This is a genomic window from Streptomyces sp. AC550_RSS872, assembly GCF_019049285.1.
Classification (GTDB): domain Bacteria; phylum Actinomycetota; class Actinomycetes; order Streptomycetales; family Streptomycetaceae; genus Streptomyces.
Genome location: NZ_JAGMUL010000062.1, coordinates 178551 through 195453, shown reverse-complemented (window position 1 = coordinate 195453; position 16903 = coordinate 178551). Strand labels below are relative to the sequence as shown.

Sequence of the window (16903 nt, the reverse complement as noted above, 5' to 3'; positions counted from 1 at the left end):
GCGGGTACCCGGGCGGGGCCCGCACCGACACCGAGGAGGGGTTGATGGGCATCTCGGACCTGCCCGCTCCCGTCGTACGGCACGAAACGGCGCCCCCGCCCGACCCGGACGCCCTGGAGAGCGCGCTGCGGCTGCGCGTCGACGGGGAGGTCCGGTTCGACGCCGGGAGCCGGGCCGCGTACTCCACCGATGCCTCGAACTTCCGCCAGACTCCGATCGGCGTGGTCGTCCCGCACACCCCCGAGGCGGCCGCGGAGGCGGTGGCCGTCGCACGGGAGCACGACGCGCCCGTGCTGTCGCGGGGCGGCGGGACGTCGCTGGCCGGGCAGTGCACCAACACGGCCGTCGTCATCGACTGGTCGAAGTACTGCACGGAACTGGAGTCGGTCGACGTCGACGCCCGCAGGTGTGTCGTCCAGCCGGGGATCGTCCTCGACGAGCTCAACCGCCGGCTCGCCCCGACCGGGCTGCGCTTCGGCCCCGAGCCGGCCACGCACGCCAACTGCACGATCGGCGGCATGATCGGCAACAACTCCTGCGGCGCCACCGCGCAGGCGAACGGCAAGGTCGTCGACAACATCGCCCGCCTGGAGGTGCTGCTCTACGACGGCACCCGCTTCTGGTGCGGGCCGACCAGCGACGAGGAGTACGCCGGGATCGAGCGGCACGGCGACCTGCGGGCGTCCGTCCACCGGAGGCTGCGCGCCCTGCGTGACACCCACGCCGACGAGATCCGCCGCCGCTTCCCGCGCATCCCCCGCCGGGTCTCCGGCTACAACCTCGACTCGCTCCTGCCCGAGCACGGCTTCGACATCGCCGGACTGCTGGTCGGCAGTGAGTCGACGCTGGTCACCGTCCTGCGGGCGGAGCTGAAGCTGGTGCCGGTGGTCAAGGAACGCACGCTGGTGGTGCTGGGGTTCCCCGATATCGCGCTCGCCGGGGACGCCGTACCGGGGATCCTGCCGTACGAGCCGATGGCGCTGGAGGGCGTCGACCGTCATCTGGTCCACGACGAGCGCCTCAAGCACCTCAATGAGCAGGCCATCGAGCAGATGCCCGAGGGGAACGCCTTCTTGATGGTGCAGTTCGGCGGCGACACCGTCGAGGAGGCCGACGAGCACGCACACCGGATGCTGGACGCGCTGCACGAGTCCGAGCACGACGCGGAGGTCGCCTTCCTGGACGACCCGGGCCACGAGGAGCAGCTCTGGCAGGTCCGCGAGGCGGGTCTCGGCGCCACCGCCCACATCCCCCACCGGCCGGACACCTGGGAGGGCTGGGAGGACTCGGCGGTGCCGCCGGAGCGGCTCGGCGAGTATCTGCGGCGGCTGCGCGGCCTGTTCGAGGAGTTCGGGTACCAGAGCGACACCGGACCCAGCCTGTACGGCCACTTCGGGCAGGGGTGTGTGCACACCCGGATCCCCTTCGACCTGTACAGCGCGGACGGGGTGGCGGTCTACCGGCGCTTCATGGAGCGGGCGGCCGATCTGGTGGTCGAGTTCGGCGGGTCCTTCTCCGGGGAGCACGGGGACGGGCAGAGCCGGGGCGAGCTGCTGCCCAGGATGTTCGGGGAGGAGCTGGTGGAGGCGTTCGGGCGGCTCAAGGGCATCTTCGACCCGGCCGACCGGATGAACCCCGGGAAGGTCGTGGCGCCGTACCGGCTCGACGAGAACCTGCGTCTCGGCGGTGACTGGGCCCCCTACGACCCCCGCGACCTCCACTTCCGTTTCCCGCACGACGGCGGGTCCTTCGCCGAGGCCGCCAACCGGTGTGTGGGTGTGGGCAAATGCCGTCGTCTCGACACCGAGGGCGGCACGGTGATGTGCCCGTCGTACCAGGTCACCTTGGAGGAGGAGCACTCCACCCGGGGCCGGGCGCGGCTGCTGTTCGAGATGCTCGACGGGCACGGTGACAGCGCGATCCGCGACGGCTGGCGTTCGCGGGCGGTCAAGGACGCGCTCGATCTGTGCCTGGCCTGCAAGGGGTGCAAGAGCGACTGTCCGGCCGATGTCGACATGGCGACCTACAAGGCGGAGTTCCTGTCCCACCACTACGCCGGGCGGCCCTGGATGCGGCCCCGCTCCGATCTGTCGATGGGCTGGCTGCCGGTCGTCGCCCACGCCGTGGGGCGCAGCGGGCTCGGCCCGGTGGTCAACACCCTCACCCACACTCCGCCGCTGTCCCGGGCTGCGGTCGCGCTGGCCGGGGTGGCGGACCGGGAAGTGCCGCTGTTCGCACGGGAGTCGCTGCATAGCTGGTTCGCCCGCCGTGCGTCGCAGGCTCCCTCCGGTTCCGGCGAGCGCGGCACGGTGCTGCTCTGGCCGGACACGTTCACCAGCTTCTTCCATCCGCACGTCGGGCAGGCCGCGGTGGAGCTGCTGGAGCACGCGGGCTGGCGGGTGACCATGCCCACCGAGCCGCTGTGCTGCGGGCTGACGTGGATCTCCACCGGTCAACTGGGTATCGCCGAACGCGTCCTGACCCGCACGGTCCGCCACCTGGCCGGTCATCTGCGCGACGGTGGCCTGGTGGTCGGCCTGGAGCCGAGCTGTACGGCCGTGTTCCGCTCGGACGCGGGCGAGCTGTTCCCCGGCGACCGGGACGTACGGCGACTGGCGGACCAGACGGTGACGCTCTCGGAGCTGCTCACCGGGCACACCCCCGGATACGAGCCCCCGCAGGTCCCCGCCCGCACCGCCCGCGCAGTGGCCCAGGTCCACTGCCACCAGCACGCCGTACTGGGCTGGGAGGCCGACGAGAAGCTGCTGCGCCGGGCCGGGGTCGACGCCGAGCGCCTGGACTCCGGCTGCTGCGGTCTGGCCGGCAACTTCGGCTTCGAACAAGGCCACGTGGACGTCAGCCGCGCCTGCGCGGAACGCGTCCTGCTGCCGCGCCTGCGGGAGGAAGCCGCCGACACGGTCGTCCTCGCGGACGGCTTCAGCTGCCGCACCCAGATCCACGAGTTCGACAGCGGCGGCCACGAGGGTGTCCATCTGGCCGAACTGCTGGCGTCGGCACTGCCCGTGTCCGAGGTGGCGGGAGTCGCGTACGGGGTCGCTCCGGGCGCCCGGCCGACACCTCCGGGGCGCCGGGCGCGGGCTCTGGCGTCGGCTTGGGCGGGGGTGGTCGTGGGCGGGGCGGTCGCGGGGGCGGTCCGGACGGCGGTCCGGAGGATTCGGGGGCGGCGCGGCTGACCGGGAGCGGGGCGGCGGACGAGAGCCCGGCCAGGGCGGCTCGTGCTCTCGTTCGCTACCGTCCTCCGCCCCTGTGGGATGCCGCTGTTCAGGCGGCGGGTGCCCCGTCGATGACCTCCACGCGGCCGGTGTCGAGGGAGTAGTAGGCGCTGACCACGGCCAAGGAGCCCTTCTTCACGAGCGGGGCGAGGGCCGGGTTGGTGCGCAGGCCCGCTGCCGTCTGCTGGGCATGCACGCGGATCATGGCGTCGACCGGGTCGGCGTGCTTCGCCTTGGAGACGGCGTCGTACGCCGGGCGGACGGCCTCGGCGATCGACTGGAGGTTGCCCGGCAGCGGCTTGCGCTCCTTCAGGGCCTTGTACGACGCCTTGACCGCACCGCAGCGCTGGTGCCCGAGCACGACGATCAGCGGGGTGCCCGAGGTCAGGGGGCCGTACTCGACGGAGCCGGTGACCACCGGGGCGACCACCTGACCGCCGGTGCGTATCACGAACAGGTCGCCGATCCCGGTGTCGAAGGACAGCTCCGGGTCCACCCGGGAGTCGATGCAGGAGACGATGACGCTGTACGGGTCCTGCTCCGCGGCGACGGCCTTACGCCGGTCGAGACTCTGGTTGGGGCGCTGGAGCGTCCCGTTCACCCAGCGCTTGTTGCCGTCCAGCAGCCGCGCGAGGGCCGCGGAAGGCGTCTCGGGGGGCGCGCCGGCGGGCGACGAGGAAGACGCCGCCGCCACGGGCGACGCCTTCGACGCCGAGACGCTGTCCGTCTTCGCCGAACAGCCCGTGATCACGGCCGCTGTCGCCACGAGCCCTCCGGTGAGTACGGCTCGGCGCTGCGGTTGCAGGACACTGCCCATGGCACGCTTCCCTTCTGCTGTTTCCCCTGGTGGGGCGGGTGGTGCCACTGTTTCGAAACAGCGGTTAGCGTCCGTACAGCGCTGATCCAGCACAGAAGAAGCAGGCGTCCAAATCACACAGAGTCGCCGGGAACTGACGTGCCGTCACACCAGTTCGGGTTGCGGCTCCGGGTGCGGTGCGAGGGGGGTCTTCGGCTCCCAGAGCCTGACGGTCCGTACGAAACCGAGGATCACCGAGGCCATCGCCAGGATGAGAAGCGGCCCGAACACCCAAGGACGTTCCGCCATCTCCAGCGGCAGATAGCGATACGAGACGAGGAGCGTCACGAAGACCGTGGTGCCGTAGGCGACCAGCAGGACTCCCGACCGTTCCCAGCCACGTGCCTGGGAACGCAGCGCCGCCTCGATCGTGAGCGCGAACACCACGCCGGCCACGAGGTCCACGCCGTAGTGGTAGCCGAATCCCAGCGTCGCGCCGAGCGTGGCAACCAGCCAGAACGTGCCCGCGAACCGCAGGGTCAACGGGCCCCTGCGGGAGTGGACGAAGATCGTGGTGGCCCACGCCGTGTGCAGGCTGGGCATGCAGTTGCGCGGGGTGATCTCGTCGAACGGCATCGGGTGCGGGACGCCGACCGGCGGCGCCGTCTCCGGCCAGAGGTTGGCCACCGCCCACTGCCCTCCGTCGGCGCCGTAGGCGAAGACCGGTCCGACCACCGGGAAGATCATGTAGATGCCCGGCCCGAGGAGGCCTATCACCAGAAAGGTGCGCACCAGGTGGTGGGCCGGGAACCGGCGCTCGGCCGCCACGTGGCGCAGCTGGTAGAGCGCGACGACGACCGCGGCCACCGCGAGTTGGACGTAGACGTAGTCGAGAACGTGGGCGCCGACCGGGCCGGTGGCCCTGACGATCCGGCCGACCAGCCAGGACGGGTTGCCCAGCGCGTGATCGGCGATCGCCGGGTACTGGTCCAGCACCGCCGGGCGGGTCTTCGAGGTGATCAGCAGCCAGGCGTCGCCCGTCTTGCGACCGGCCACCAGCAGCAGGCCGAGACCGACTCCCTTCAGCAGCAGGGTCCGTTCGCGGCCGGTGCGGCGCGTGACGGCGATCACCGCGCACCCCAGCATCACCAACAGCGCGCCGTTGCCGAAGGGGTGGCCGTCGGTGACCTTGATGTCGAGAGTCCATCGCGCCAGCAGGATGACGAGGTCGATACCGATCGCGGTGCCCAACGCGGCCATCCGCTGCCGCCAGGTGAGCACCACCATCATCAACGCCATGCTGGCGTACAGCAGGAATCCCGATTTCGGCGGGAATATCACCTCTCGCACCTGAGTGGTGACCGGACCCGGCAGGCCATAGTGGCGCGCCGCGACCTCCAGCGCGACGAGGAACCCGAGGGCCACGACAGCCACCGCGGCCCAGAGGATGACCTGCGGTCGATGCCACGCTGCGACCGTGTTGCTGCTTGTTCGCGAAAATACCCGCGCTTCTTTGGTTTTCAATTATTTAGTCAATTTGTTAAGTATGGGTGAGTATGGGCTTTCCAGGCGATCACTAGTTCGATCATGTTATCGGAGAAGTCAAGACCGCCTTCGTCGGCCATCCCCGTGAGCAGTCGCTCTGGACACGCTTTCGGCGATGGTCACCCTGACATTCGTCAGGGACCGCAGACGCCGCCTCCTGCCTAGTGTTCGAGTCGTCTTCCAGCCCCACGCACGGGGCGCCCTCCACCATCGGGAAGAGACCGCTTCATGCGCCTGCTTCGCTCCTCACCCGCCACGGCCGCCGCTCTGTGCGCGGTCGCCACCGGCGTCGTCCTCGTCAGCCCGCCCAGCCCGCGGCGGCTCGGCCGCCGACTGTGAGGGCGGGGCACGGGGTTTCCGTGATCACCCCGACAACGCCGAGGGCGACACCGACAAGCCGCGGACTTCGACCTCGGCGACGTCCACTTCACGCTCGAGAAGGGCGCGTACGTCGGCCGGCAGATCGCCTTCGGCAAGATCAGCGGACAGACCCGGCCCGGCGACAACGTCTGGATGGACTGGCGGGCGGACGGCTGGGACCACGACAACGCCGTGTCGGCCTGGCTCCAGTGCGGCCTCTTCACCGTCCGGTCCGACGGGCAGAGCCTGACCACGCCGTTCCGGCGTACCAGCACCGACCGACCCGCAGTACAACTTCCGGGTCTGCGGCTCACGGGCCGTGGACGGCGAGGTCCGTTGCTCGGACTGGTGACAGGCCCCGGCCCGCTCCCCTTCCGCACGTCCGGCATTCCTCACCGCTCTCCGCGAAAGGTACGACCATGCGCAGACTCCTCCGCGGCGCCGTCCGTATCCACCCCCAGAACGTGACGCCCGCCAACAGCCCGCACGCGAGCCACATCCTCTACTCGTACGGGGTCAACTCGCTCCACCTCAGGGAGCACTGCCTGTGAGGCGCCGGCTTCTCGCGACCGCAGCCACGCTGCTGCTCGTCGGCGGCGTGGCGGGGTCCGCCGCCGCCGACGCCCCGCTGGCACGGCCCCCGCAGGCCGCGCCGGCGGCCGTCCAGGTGCCGAGCGGCGTCACCGCCGGGGCCGCAGTGTTCGACCGGCAGACCGGCGCCTTCACCGAGCAGCTCAACACGAGCACCCGTTTCCGGTCGGCTTCCGTCGTCAAACTGCTGCTGGCGCTGGACTTCCTGTGGAACCGGGGCCCCGACTACACGGTGCCCGCCGCCGACCGGGCCCTGCTGGAGCCGATGCTGCGCAGCAGTTACGACGACGCGGCCGACCACTACTGGGTGGAGAACGGCAAGGCCGCGATCATCACCCGCATGGCCGGGCGGCTCGGTCTGAAGGACACGGCACCGCCGCCCACGGGCTACGAGGGCTACTGGGGCTACACCTCGCTCTCGGCCCGGGACACCGTGACGATCTACCGCTACCTCCTGGACTCGGCGCCCGGCCCGGTGCGCGACTTCGTGATGGGCAACCTGCGCCAGTCCACGCGCTGCGCCTCGGACCACTTCGACCAGCACTTCGGCATCGCCGGGGCGTTCGAGAAACCATGGGCGGTGAAGCAGGGCTGGTCGGGATCGTCGTACGAGGAGGGCACCTGTGGCAAAGCCACGGCCACGGCCCCGGCTACGGCCCCGGCCCGGGCCCCGGTCGCTGCCGCTGCCGCTGACGTCGACCTGACCCGGCCCGCGCTGCACAGCACGGGGACGGTGGGTGCCGGGGACCGGTTCATCGTGGCCGTGTTCACCCTGCACCCGGTGGGGACGTCGTACGGGAAGGCGTACACGGACATCGGCCGGCTGACCCGTTCGCTGAACGTGCCGGGGGCGGCACGGCCCGCGGGGTGGTGGTACGGCACCTGGAACGACCATGTGAACGTCCGCCGGGACCCGTCCACCTCGAACGCGCCGATCACCCAACTCCCGGCAGGGGCCGAGGTGTTGGTGGGCTGCCAGAAGCGGGGGGAGGAGGTCTCGGTGCCGCCCTACACCAACGACTGGTGGGCCTATCTGCCCCAGTACGGCGGCTGGATCTCCAACATCTACATCAGTTCGCCCGACAACCGGCTGCCGGACGTCGAGGACTGCTGAACGGGTGAGGCAGCGGTGCGGGGGACCGCTGCCTCACCGCTCGTACGCGGCGAGGTTGCGGAGCACCTCCTCGACGTGCGGCCGTACGCGTTCGGGAACGCCGCGTTCCACGATGACGGTGCGGTCGCTCGTGCGGTAGCCGGCCGCGATCAGCGCGGGAAGGTCCGCGGCGGGCAGCCCGGCCTGCTTGAAACGCTGGTCGAGCCAGCACACGTACAGGCTCATCGTGTGGATCGCGTCCGGTGCCGACATGTAGTCCTTGTCGCCGTCTCCGTCGCCGTCCACCGCCCAGGCCCGGAAGACCGACGGCGTCCACATGGCGATGCCGTACTCCTCGGCCTCTGGGCGGGAGGCGTTCGCGTCGAAGCCGCTCTCCGTCTTGATCATGGCGGCGAGCAGGGCGGGCGTGACCTCCGTGTCGGTGCAGCGCCGGGCGGCGGCCACGATGACCGGGCGCAGGGCCTTGGGTACGTCGGAGTTCTCCGGGAGCTCCCCGGCGGCGGCCGGACTGCGGGCACCGGTGACCACGGCGGGTACGTCGCGGCCGTCGTCGTCAGTGCTGTCACCGGCGTCGCCGCCCCCGAGCAGCGCCGTCCCGGCGACGGCGGCGGCCGTGACCCCGGCGAGCGCGACCGCGGCGAGCGGCCACAGCCGGCGTCGGCGGGGGGTACCGGAGAGTTCCTCGACCCGGGCGGCGAGGCCGGCGGCGGTGTGGCGGAGGCGGGCCGCGTGGTCCGGGGCCAGACAGTCCGCGACGAGCCGGCGCCAGTGGTCGTCGAGTCCGGCGTCGAGGCGCAGTGGCGCGGTGCCGCGGGCGTAGGCCTGGGCGGCGAGGGAGCGGGCTCGGGCGGTGGCGCCGGGGAAGGGGTGGAGGCCGCCGGTGAGTACCTGGTGGGCGAGGATGCCGAAGGCCCAGACGTCGGCGGTCGGCCGCACCACCGCCCCGTCCGCTCCGGTGCGCTGGGACCACCACTCGGGCGGCAGATGGTCGAGCGTGCCGAGCGGCGGCAGGTGGGCGTGGGTGCCGTCGAGTTCGGTGGCGAGGCCGAAGTCGGCGAGCCAGACCTCGCCGTCCGCGCCCAGCAGCACGTTGGCGGGTTTGAGGTCGCCGTGCACCCAGCCGGCGTCGTGCATATGGGCGAGCCCGGCGGCGACGCCGCGCAGGATCCGTACGGCGTCCGGGACCGGGCCGCCGGTGACGGCGGAGTCCAGGAGCTGGCGCAGGCTGGCCTCGGCGCGGTCCATGACGAGCCCGATCGCGCCGTCCAGCATGGGCAGTCCGGGTGCGTGGACGGTACACACGGCGCGGGTCCGTACGAGGTGCGGGTGGTCGGCCTCGGCGCTGAACCGCACCTCGCGGGCGACGAGTTCGCCGAGCGCGGCGCGCTGACCGGGGCCCAGGGCGCCGGTCGGCAGCACCTTCACCGCGGCCATCGTGCCGTCGGCGACCGCGCGGGCCTCGTAGACGGTGCCCCAGCCGCCCGAGCCGATGACCGCGCCCACTTCCCAGCCGTCGATGCGGAACCCGACGGGCAGGCGCGGTGTTTCGAGGGCGCCCTCCTCGGCGCCGGGCACGTTCACGCGGGGGCCTCCTGCGGGGCGGGCCGGCGGCGGGACGGCAGCAGGGCGAGGTGCTCCTCGCGCACCAGGCCGAAGCGCAGGGCGAGGGAGGCCAGTCGGGCGCGTTTGGCGCCGGTGCGGGCGGTGCCGTCGGCGCCGAACTCGTCGCCGAGGTCCAGGCGCAGTTTCGCCGACGCCAGGTAGTCGATGTGGTAGTTCACTGCGGACCGGGTCAGCCCGCGGCAGCTGTCCAGCGGGCGCAGCCGCTCCGCGATGTCCCCGGCTCCCGGCAGCGCGCTGTCCGCCAGCTCGCGCAGCCGCGGCTCGCACAACGCGACCAGGACCAGGAAGTACTTGGCGGTCACGTCGAGCGCGTAGGGGTGCACGGTCTGCTCACCGGCACCGGGCACCGACCGCTCGTCCAGGTAGGCGTGCTGCGGGGCGAACACCTTGAACTCGGCGGTGCCGTTCAGCGCGGGCAGCACGACCCGGGAGAACTCGAAGGGCACCGGCGCGCCGAGCCGCCGGGGCGCGACGGTGATGTACTCGCCGGCCCCCTCCAGGTTCTCGACGACGTACGCGGTGTCCCGGCTGAAGTTGGACAGCCGCCAGTAGTCCTCGGCCGCCTCCAGCCGCCCCGCCCGCCGGGAGATCCCGGGGTCGGGCAGCAGGATGGGCACCTCCCGGCCGCCGGGCGTTCCGCGCCCGAACTCGGCCACGTCGCCCGGTCCCATGTGCAGCAGTGCGGGCCTGCCGGGTCCGTCGGCGTCCGGTGCCGACGGACCGGGCGGCTGAACGATGATCGTTTCCATGCCGGCTGTTCCCCCGATGTGGTCGTCAGGATTGTACGAGCGGTTCCGGTGGCCGCCGGCCCGGCGTGTGCGCGTGGATGGGTGTCGGCTTCCGGCGTCGGGCGGATGGTCGGTCCGCCTCAGTCAGTGCGACACGGAGAGCATCACCGGTCACAGCGGCAGCCGCAACCGCCTGTGGCCGTTCCGTTGGCCCTGGCACGATCCCGTGTCGGATCATGCTCGGTATTCAGGAACGGTCAGCAGTACGGTGGCTGGTTGGTCAGGGAGGCGGCCACCCGCATCCACACGCCGAACTGCCGGTAGAGACCGGGCAGGGCGCCTCGGGCCTGGACGGTCCGTGGGTCCGCCGCGGTCACCCCGGGGATTCCCAGCAGGGTGGAGGCCACTGAGGCCGACTGCCAGCGGACGGTGAGGGTGGACACCTCCGAAGGCGCCGCGGGAGGCGTCCGCCGTACGGCGAGGGCGGCGGCGACCGCCTCCTCGATCGCCGTGCGCGCCTCGCCGGCCGGGCGCAGCTCCGCCGCGAACCGGTCCTTCGCGTGCTTCACGGCCACGGTGGTGACGGAGGCGTCCCAGTCCGCCATCTCCCCGCAGGCGCGGTCGTCACCGGTGAGGACGGCCACCGGGACCCCGATGGCCGCCGCGGTCGCGTGGGCCAGGCCGATCTCGCCCACGGGCCGGCCGTCCAGCCAGATGTCCTCGATCTCGTGCCCCATGAAGCTGTGACTCAGCACCCCGAGTTCGCCGGCCCGGGAGTGGTAGCCGACGCAGAGCACGGCGTCGTGCCCGGGGTCGAGGCCTTCGAGCATGCCCATGTGCTTCGGCTTCCCGCGGATGAGGCGGGCTGCCGGATGCAGCGCCTCCGGGAGGATGTTGCGCATGGGGCCGTGAGCGTCGTTGACGGTGATGTCCGTGGCGCCGGCCGCGACGGCACCGCGGACGGCTGCGTTGACGTCCTCCGCCATCATCAACCGTCCACGCTCGTAGTCCCGGCCGCCGGGCTGGACGTCGGCGGCGTCGACGAGACCTGTGACGCCTTCCATGTCCGCGCTGATGTAGATCCGCACTGTGTGCACTCCCTCAAAGCTTGATCGCTCAGGAGACGGCTGCCGGTGCGGTTTCGGTTCCGGTTCCGGTTCCGGTTCTGGCTCCGGTTCTGGCTCCGGCTCCGGCTCCGGCTCCGGCTCCGGCTCCGGCTCCGGCTCCGGCTCCGGCTCCGGCTCAACGGCCGGGAACAGCAGTCGTTTCGGATCAGTCAGGGCGCGGGGCGTTCCGGTACGTTCCGTCCGGCGCCGCGGGCCGCGCGGCCCAGGGACCGGGGGGGCGGGCCGCGGGGCGGGACGTCGGGCAGGCGGCGGGCGGCGGGCGGCGCAGTCCAGGAGGAGGGTGGCGACGGTGAGCCGCACCTGGGAGCCGGGCTGCGCAGCAAGTCCGGTGCGGCGTCCGCCGAATCGGCTGCCGCGAGACCGAGGGGCACCAGAGCGAGATCGCCGTGGGGCCCCGTCGGCCCCGTCGGCCGCCCGGACTGGGTACGACCGCCGGATGGCGGACCAGACGGAGGCGTCCTGACCGCGGCATTCCCGCCGTACATCCAGCGCATTCCCTGAGAATGACGGGCGAATGACCGGCCAATTACCCGGCGATGACCGCTCAATGGGTACCACTTGCCAGCTTCCGGGCGAACACCGGTGTCCGCGACGGGCACATCCCGTCCGGAGGAATGCGTGACCATTCGTCAGGGACCGGCCACCGTGCTGGAGGCCGTGTCCGCGGTGGCTCCGGTGATCCGGGCGCACGGCGCGGAGGCGGAGGAGCGAGGACAGGTTCCGCGGGAGACGCTCAGGCTGCTGGACCGGGCGGGCGTGTTCCGTATGGCGGTGCCCGGGCGGTTCGGCGGGCTGGACCTGGCCCTCGCCGAACAGGGGGACGTGGTGGGCGAGATCGCCCGTCTCTGCCCGCTCTGCCCTCTCTGCCCTCTCTGCCCTCTCTGCCCGTCCACGGGCTGGAACGCGCCTTGTGCGAAGTCCAGGCATGCGCCTACGAGGCGGCACGCGGCGGAGCATCGCTGCTGCGGGCGGCGGCCGTGCGCGCCGGGAACAGTCGGGCCGGTCGGCGCGGTTGCATCGAGCGAGGGAACCGGCACTGCACGGGCGGGGAACGCGGAGACCAAAAGGTCGTCCGCCCCAGCAGGATCCGGGCCCCAGGATCGCGGTACGCCCGCCGCGCACTCGGACCAAGACGTATTTCTGTAGGAGGACTGTTTCATGACTGACCGGCCCTTGACGCTCATGGCAGTACACGCCCACCCCGACGACGAGGCCACCGGAACCGGAGGGGTCCTCGCGCGGTACGCGGCGGAAGGCATCCGCACGGTTCTCGTGACGTGTACCGACGGCGGTTGCGGTGACGGACCGGGGGGTGTCAAGCCGGGCGATCCCGGGCACGATCCGGCGGCGGTCGCCCTGATGCGCCGTCAAGAACTCGAGGCGAGTTGTGACGTCCTGAAGGTCAGCGATCTGGAGACGCTGGACTATGCCGATTCCGGGATGATGGGCTGGCCGGGCAACGACGCCCCCGGATCCTTCTGGCAGACCCCCGTGGAAGAAGGCGCGGCCCGACTCGCGGCACTCATGCGGCACTACCGACCTGATGTGGTCGTCACCTACGACGAGAACGGCTTCTACGGCCATCCCGACCACATCCAGGCCCACCGCATCACGATGGCGGCGCTGGAGATGACCGCGCTGACACCGAAGGTGTACTGGACCACGATGCCCCGCTCGGGGATGCAGCGGTTCGGCGAGATCATGCGCGAGTTCGGTGAGGACATGCCGGAGCCGGATCCTGCCGAGGCCGCCGCGATGGCCGAGATCGGCCTCCCCGACGACGAGATCACCACGTGGGTGGACACCACCGCGTTCAGCGGTCAGAAGTTCGACGCGCTGGCCGCGCACGCCAGTCAGGGCGAGAACATCTTCTTCCTCAAGATGGGCAAGGAAAGGTTCGCCGAGTTGATGGGCATGGAGACCTTCGTACGGGTCCAGGACGCCACCGGCGCGCCCGTACCCGAGAACGATCTCTTCGCCGGACTGCGCTGATCCGTCCGGCCCGGGCCCGGGAAAGCTCATCGACCGCACGGCGCGATCGAGCGCGTCACACACCCGGAGCCTTGTCCACGCGGGTTCCGCTCCGGCAGTCCGCGTCCAGGCCCTCCAGCTCATGACCCGGCCGAACTCCCCTTGCGGGTTCGGCCGGGGCACGCGGTGGCACTCGGACGAGCAACCCCTCCGTAGCCGACCGGCCCTGCACCCGACGGCGCCTCGACACCCACGTCCAACAGGCCCGCCTTGACCGCGAAGCTCACGCCCAGTCGCGCGACCGGCCGCACCCCCGGGCCCGGTGTGGGCAGCGCAATCCCGTGGGAGGCATGGCAGAACGTGCCCATGCCCGTCGGCTGCGCACACAAAACCGTAGGTCAAAAGCCCTTTGCGGCAGGTTCAAGGACGGCGACGCTCTCCACGTGATGAGTCATCGGAAAGGTGTCGGCCTGAACGGGCCACGGCAAAGCCCAGGTCAGAGACAGTTCCTCGGCTCATCGTCCGCCGTGCAGACGCCCAGGGCGTCAAGTGTCGCTGACGCCGTCCGACGGCCGTTCCCTCCGGGCAGGACGGTGGCTCGCGAAGAGACGGCCGGGCACTGGCTGATCAGCCGATGGTGCTGGAGGGGGTGGGGCCGGCAGCGGTAACCGACCCGGGCGGCGGACGGTGGAGCGGGCGCACGCCCTGGTGCTCGACCTGGAAGCGAACGGCGAGCTGCGTATCGCGCTGATCAGCCGCCGCGGCCGCTGTCCCGGCGGCGCTGACCTTCCTGGACGGAGCGCCGACGAAAGCGCGATAAGGCTGCCTTATAAGTCAACCTTATAAGGCAGATCGGGATCATGTCTTGGACGCGCTGCCCGGCCCGCTGCTGCAATCGGACGTATGACGCACCAGAGCCACCGCATCGCCCTCATACCCGGTGACGGCATCGGGACCGAAGTCCTGCCGTCCGCCCGGCGAGTCCTGGACGCCGTCGGCCGCCACCACGGAATCGGCTTTTCCTACACCTCCTACGACTGGTCCTGCGAGCGCTACGTGCGCGAGGGCTCGATGATGCCCGAGGACGGCCTGGACCGGCTGCGCGAGGCGGACGCGATCCTGCTGGGCGCCGTCGGCTACCCGGGCGTGCCGGACCACGTCTCGCTGTGGGGGCTGCTGATCCCCATCCGCCGCACCTTCCGCCAGTACGTCAACCTGCGGCCGATCCGGGTCTTCGAGGGCGTGGACAGCCCGCTGCGCAGCGCCGCGGCGGGCGAGGTCGATCTCGTCGTCGTCCGGGAGAACGTCGAGGGCGAGTACAGCGAGATCGGCGGACGGCTGAACCAGGGCACGCCGGAGGAACTGGCCGTCCAGGAAGCGGTGTTCACCCGGGCCGGCGTCACCCGGATCGCCGACTACGCGTTCTCCCTCGCCGCCCGCCGCCGGGGGAAGCTCACCTCCGCCACCAAGTCCAACGGCATCATCCACACCATGCCGTTCTGGGACGAGCTGATCGCAGAGCGGGCCGCCGAGCACCCCGGCGTCACCTGGGACCAGGAGCACATCGACGCGCTGGCCGCGAAGTTCGTCCTCGATCCCGCCCGCTTCGACGTGGTCGTCGCTTCCAACCTCTTCGGCGACATCCTCAGCGACCTCGCGGCCGCGGTCGCCGGATCCATCGGCATCGCCCCGGCGGCCAACCTCAACCCCGAGCGGGACTTCCCCTCGATGTTCGAGCCGGTGCACGGCTCCGCCCCTGACATCGCGGGCCAGGGCATCGCCAACCCCCTGGGCGCGATCTGGTCCGCGGCCATGATGCTCGACCACCTCGGCCACCCCGAGGCCGCCGGGGACATCGACAACGCCATCACCGCCGTCCTGGCCAAGTCGGATGTGCGAACCCGCGACCTGGGCGGCACGGCGACGACCGACGAGTTCACCGAGAAGCTGCTGGAACTTGTCTGACCGTCCCGGCCCTTCGAAAACCGCAGCCGAGTACCCCGCCGTACCGGGTTCCAGAGCCGGAGCTCACAGAGAGCGTGCGGCTGTGAGCCGCGGGCCCCTCAAAAAGCCCGGCTCACGCCCCAACCACCCCGAATCGAACAGTCTCGCGTCGAGGGCTCAGCATGCGCCTCGGCGATACGAAAGGAAAGTCCTGTGTCAGCTGCGAGGAAGCGCGTCGCCGTCGTCGGCGTGGGAACGATGGGCAGCCAGGCCGCCTGGCGGCTGGCGGCCCGCGGTGCCGAGGTCGTCGGCTACGACCGCTACGCACCCGGCCACGACCGCAGTGCCGCGGGCGGTGAGTCCCGGATCTTCCGCAGCGCCCATTTCGAGGACTCCCGGTACGTCCCGCTGCTCAAGCACGCCGACGCCCTCTGGGAGCAGCTCCAGCAGGAGACCGGCCGCGAGCTGCGCCGCCTGACCGGATGCCTGCTCATGGGGCCGACCGACCACCAGCAGATGGCCACGGTGCTCCAGTCCATCGCGGAGCACGACCTCGACCACGAGGTGCTGGACGTCGAAGCCCTGGCCAAGCGCTTCCCGCAGTACCGCATCGAGGAAGGCGACGCGGCCGTACTCGACCGCCGTGCCGGGTTCATCCGCCCAGAGCTGACGATCCAGACGGCCGCCCGCCGCGCCGAGCAGCTGGGCGCCGTCATTCACCGCTACAGCACGGTCCGCGAGATCGTCCCCGTCGCGGGCGGCGTCGAGATCCGCACCGACTCCGGCAGCGAGCGCTTCGACACCGCCGTCGTCACGCCCGGCCCCTGGGTCAACGACCTGCTGCCCGACCTGCCGTGGGAGGTGGAAGTCCGCCGCGTCATCAGCGCCTGGTACGTGCCCACCGCCCCCGACGCCTGGTTCGGCGAGGAGCGCCCGGCGTTCATCCGCACGGCACCCACCCACTGCTACGGCCTGCCCTCCCCGGACGGCATCTCGGTCAAGCTCGGCCTGAACCGCGTGCTGCACCGGGTCGTCGGCGACCCGAACCGGCTGGAGCGGACTGTGCAGCCGGAAGAGCTCGAGATCTTCAGCGAGTTGATCGGCCGTTACATGCCCGACCTGCACCCGGACCCGACCCGTCTCTCCGCCTACATGGAGGGCTACACCGAAAGTTCCCGCCCGCTGGTCGGTCCGCTGCCCGGCGCCGAGAACGTCATCCTGCTCGCGGGATTCTCCGGTCACGGATTCAAGCTCTCGCCCGCCTTCGGCGACATCGCCGCCGACCTGGCGCTGCACGGCACCTCGCCCCAGCCCATCGACTTCATCTCCACCGTCGGCCGCACGGAGGCGTGACCATGAGCGACACCACCCTCTCCGTCGGCTCTCTGGAGGCCCGGCCCGGTACCAAGGCGCGCGGCAGCGTCCGGGCCGACCTCGGCACCCTCTCCGTCGACATTCCGCTGATCCTGGTCAACGGCTCCCGCCCCGGCCCCCGAGTGGTCATCACCGCGGGTGTGCACGGCGGTGAGTTCCCGCCCATCGACGCCGTCGTACGACTGGCGGACGGGCTGGAACCCGGTGAGGTGCACGGACAGGTGATCATCTGTCCGGTCGCCAACCCTCCCGCCGTGTATCAGGGTCGGCTCAACATCTCCCCGGTCGACGGCGTGAACCTCAACCGCGTCTTCCCCGGCGACCCGGCCGGCGGCCCCACCGAGCGGCTGGCCGCCTGGCTCTTCGCGAACCTGGTCGACGGCGCCGACGTCTACATCGACCTGCACTGCGGCGGCATCGACCAGGTCCTGCGGGACTTCGTCGGCTACCGCCTCACCGGTGACGCGGACCTCGACAAGGCGACCGCCGAGCTGGCG

At 71.4% G+C, this 16903-nt stretch carries 13 protein-coding genes; 8 read left to right on the top strand and 5 right to left on the bottom strand.

The genetic code is table 11. The annotated features are described in order from the left end of the window. The first annotated feature begins 44 nt into the window (after nucleotides 1-44). On the top strand, nucleotides 45-3194 hold the full coding sequence (locus KUM44_RS25775) for an FAD-binding and (Fe-S)-binding domain-containing protein (protein ID WP_217211517.1): 3150 nt from the start codon (nucleotides 45-47) through the stop codon (nucleotides 3192-3194). Between the two features lie 88 nt (nucleotides 3195-3282). Here the strand turns inward: KUM44_RS25775 and KUM44_RS25770 are convergent, their stop codons facing one another. After that, complete coding sequence (locus KUM44_RS25770) at nucleotides 3283-4050, bottom strand: carbonic anhydrase (RefSeq protein WP_217211516.1); 768 nt, start codon at nucleotides 4048-4050, stop codon at nucleotides 3283-3285. Nucleotides 4051-4194: 144 nt separating this feature from the next. Continuing rightward, nucleotides 4195-5478 (bottom strand): phosphatase PAP2 family protein, encoded by a 1284-nt coding sequence (locus KUM44_RS25765; RefSeq protein ID WP_217211612.1) that lies wholly within the window; start codon nucleotides 5476-5478, stop codon nucleotides 4195-4197. Nucleotides 5479-6353: 875 nt separating this feature from the next. On the opposite strand from KUM44_RS25765, the gene KUM44_RS46865 reads away from it, so the two are divergent. Beyond that, on the top strand, nucleotides 6354-6485 hold the full coding sequence (locus KUM44_RS46865) for a hypothetical protein (RefSeq protein ID WP_302186044.1): 132 nt from the start codon (nucleotides 6354-6356) through the stop codon (nucleotides 6483-6485). Beyond that, nucleotides 6482-7639 carry a hypothetical protein gene (locus KUM44_RS25755; RefSeq protein WP_217211515.1) on the top strand — a complete coding sequence of 386 codons (1158 nt, stop codon included), beginning with the start codon at nucleotides 6482-6484 and terminating at the stop codon, nucleotides 7637-7639. The genes KUM44_RS46865 and KUM44_RS25755 overlap by 4 nt, the downstream gene beginning before the upstream one ends. A gap of 33 nt (nucleotides 7640-7672) precedes the next feature. On the opposite strand, the gene KUM44_RS25750 is transcribed toward KUM44_RS25755, so the two are convergent. The 3 genes from KUM44_RS25750 to KUM44_RS25740 all read right to left on the bottom strand — a co-directional run bounded on the left by KUM44_RS25750 (nucleotide 7673) and on the right by KUM44_RS25740 (nucleotide 11078). Further along, nucleotides 7673-9220 (bottom strand): serine/threonine-protein kinase, encoded by a 1548-nt coding sequence (locus tag KUM44_RS25750; protein WP_217211514.1) that lies wholly within the window; start codon nucleotides 9218-9220, stop codon nucleotides 7673-7675. Continuing rightward, nucleotides 9217-10011 (bottom strand): serine/threonine protein kinase, encoded by a 795-nt coding sequence (locus KUM44_RS25745; RefSeq protein WP_217211513.1) that lies wholly within the window; start codon nucleotides 10009-10011, stop codon nucleotides 9217-9219. The genes KUM44_RS25750 and KUM44_RS25745 overlap by 4 nt, the downstream gene beginning before the upstream one ends. 236 nt (nucleotides 10012-10247) lie before the next feature. Next, nucleotides 10248-11078 carry a M55 family metallopeptidase gene (locus KUM44_RS25740; RefSeq protein ID WP_217211512.1) on the bottom strand — a complete coding sequence of 277 codons (831 nt, stop codon included), beginning with the start codon at nucleotides 11076-11078 and terminating at the stop codon, nucleotides 10248-10250. A gap of 621 nt (nucleotides 11079-11699) precedes the next feature. Here KUM44_RS25740 and KUM44_RS25735 point away from each other — a divergent pair. The 5 genes from KUM44_RS25735 to KUM44_RS45675 all read left to right on the top strand — a co-directional run. Next, a complete protein-coding gene (locus tag KUM44_RS25735; protein ID WP_308402718.1) occupies nucleotides 11700-12263 on the top strand; it encodes an acyl-CoA dehydrogenase family protein in 564 nt (187 codons plus the stop codon). Between the two features lie 12 nt (nucleotides 12264-12275). Next, entirely contained in the window at nucleotides 12276-13109 is an 834-nt protein-coding gene (locus KUM44_RS25730; protein WP_217211511.1) for a PIG-L family deacetylase, read from the top strand. Between the two features lie 882 nt (nucleotides 13110-13991). Beyond that, on the top strand, nucleotides 13992-15053 hold the full coding sequence (locus KUM44_RS25725; RefSeq protein ID WP_217211509.1) for a tartrate dehydrogenase: 1062 nt from the start codon (nucleotides 13992-13994) through the stop codon (nucleotides 15051-15053). Nucleotides 15054-15245: 192 nt separating this feature from the next. Next, nucleotides 15246-16385, top strand: coding sequence for an N-methyl-L-tryptophan oxidase (solA, locus tag KUM44_RS25720; protein WP_217211507.1), 1140 nt, complete (start codon nucleotides 15246-15248; stop codon nucleotides 16383-16385). 2 nt (nucleotides 16386-16387) lie between these two features. Beyond that, the coding region (locus KUM44_RS45675) for a succinylglutamate desuccinylase/aspartoacylase family protein (RefSeq protein ID WP_254390081.1) at nucleotides 16388-16903 on the top strand (516 nt) is incomplete at its 3' end.

Excerpts from the sequence above, each read along its gene's own strand:
- KUM44_RS25775 (WP_217211517.1), top strand. The coding sequence starts at position 45 with ATGGGCATCTCGGACCTGCCCGCTCCCGTCGTACGGCACGAAACGGCG.
- KUM44_RS25770 (WP_217211516.1), bottom strand. The coding sequence starts at position 4,050 with ATGGGCAGTGTCCTGCAACCGCAGCGCCGAGCCGTACTCACCGGAGGG.
- KUM44_RS46865 (WP_302186044.1), top strand. The coding sequence starts at position 6,354 with ATGCGCAGACTCCTCCGCGGCGCCGTCCGTATCCACCCCCAGAACGTG.
- KUM44_RS25745 (WP_217211513.1), bottom strand. The coding sequence starts at position 10,011 with ATGGAAACGATCATCGTTCAGCCGCCCGGTCCGTCGGCACCGGACGCC.
- KUM44_RS25730 (WP_217211511.1), top strand. The coding sequence starts at position 12,276 with ATGACTGACCGGCCCTTGACGCTCATGGCAGTACACGCCCACCCCGAC.
- KUM44_RS25725 (WP_217211509.1), top strand. The coding sequence starts at position 13,992 with ATGACGCACCAGAGCCACCGCATCGCCCTCATACCCGGTGACGGCATC.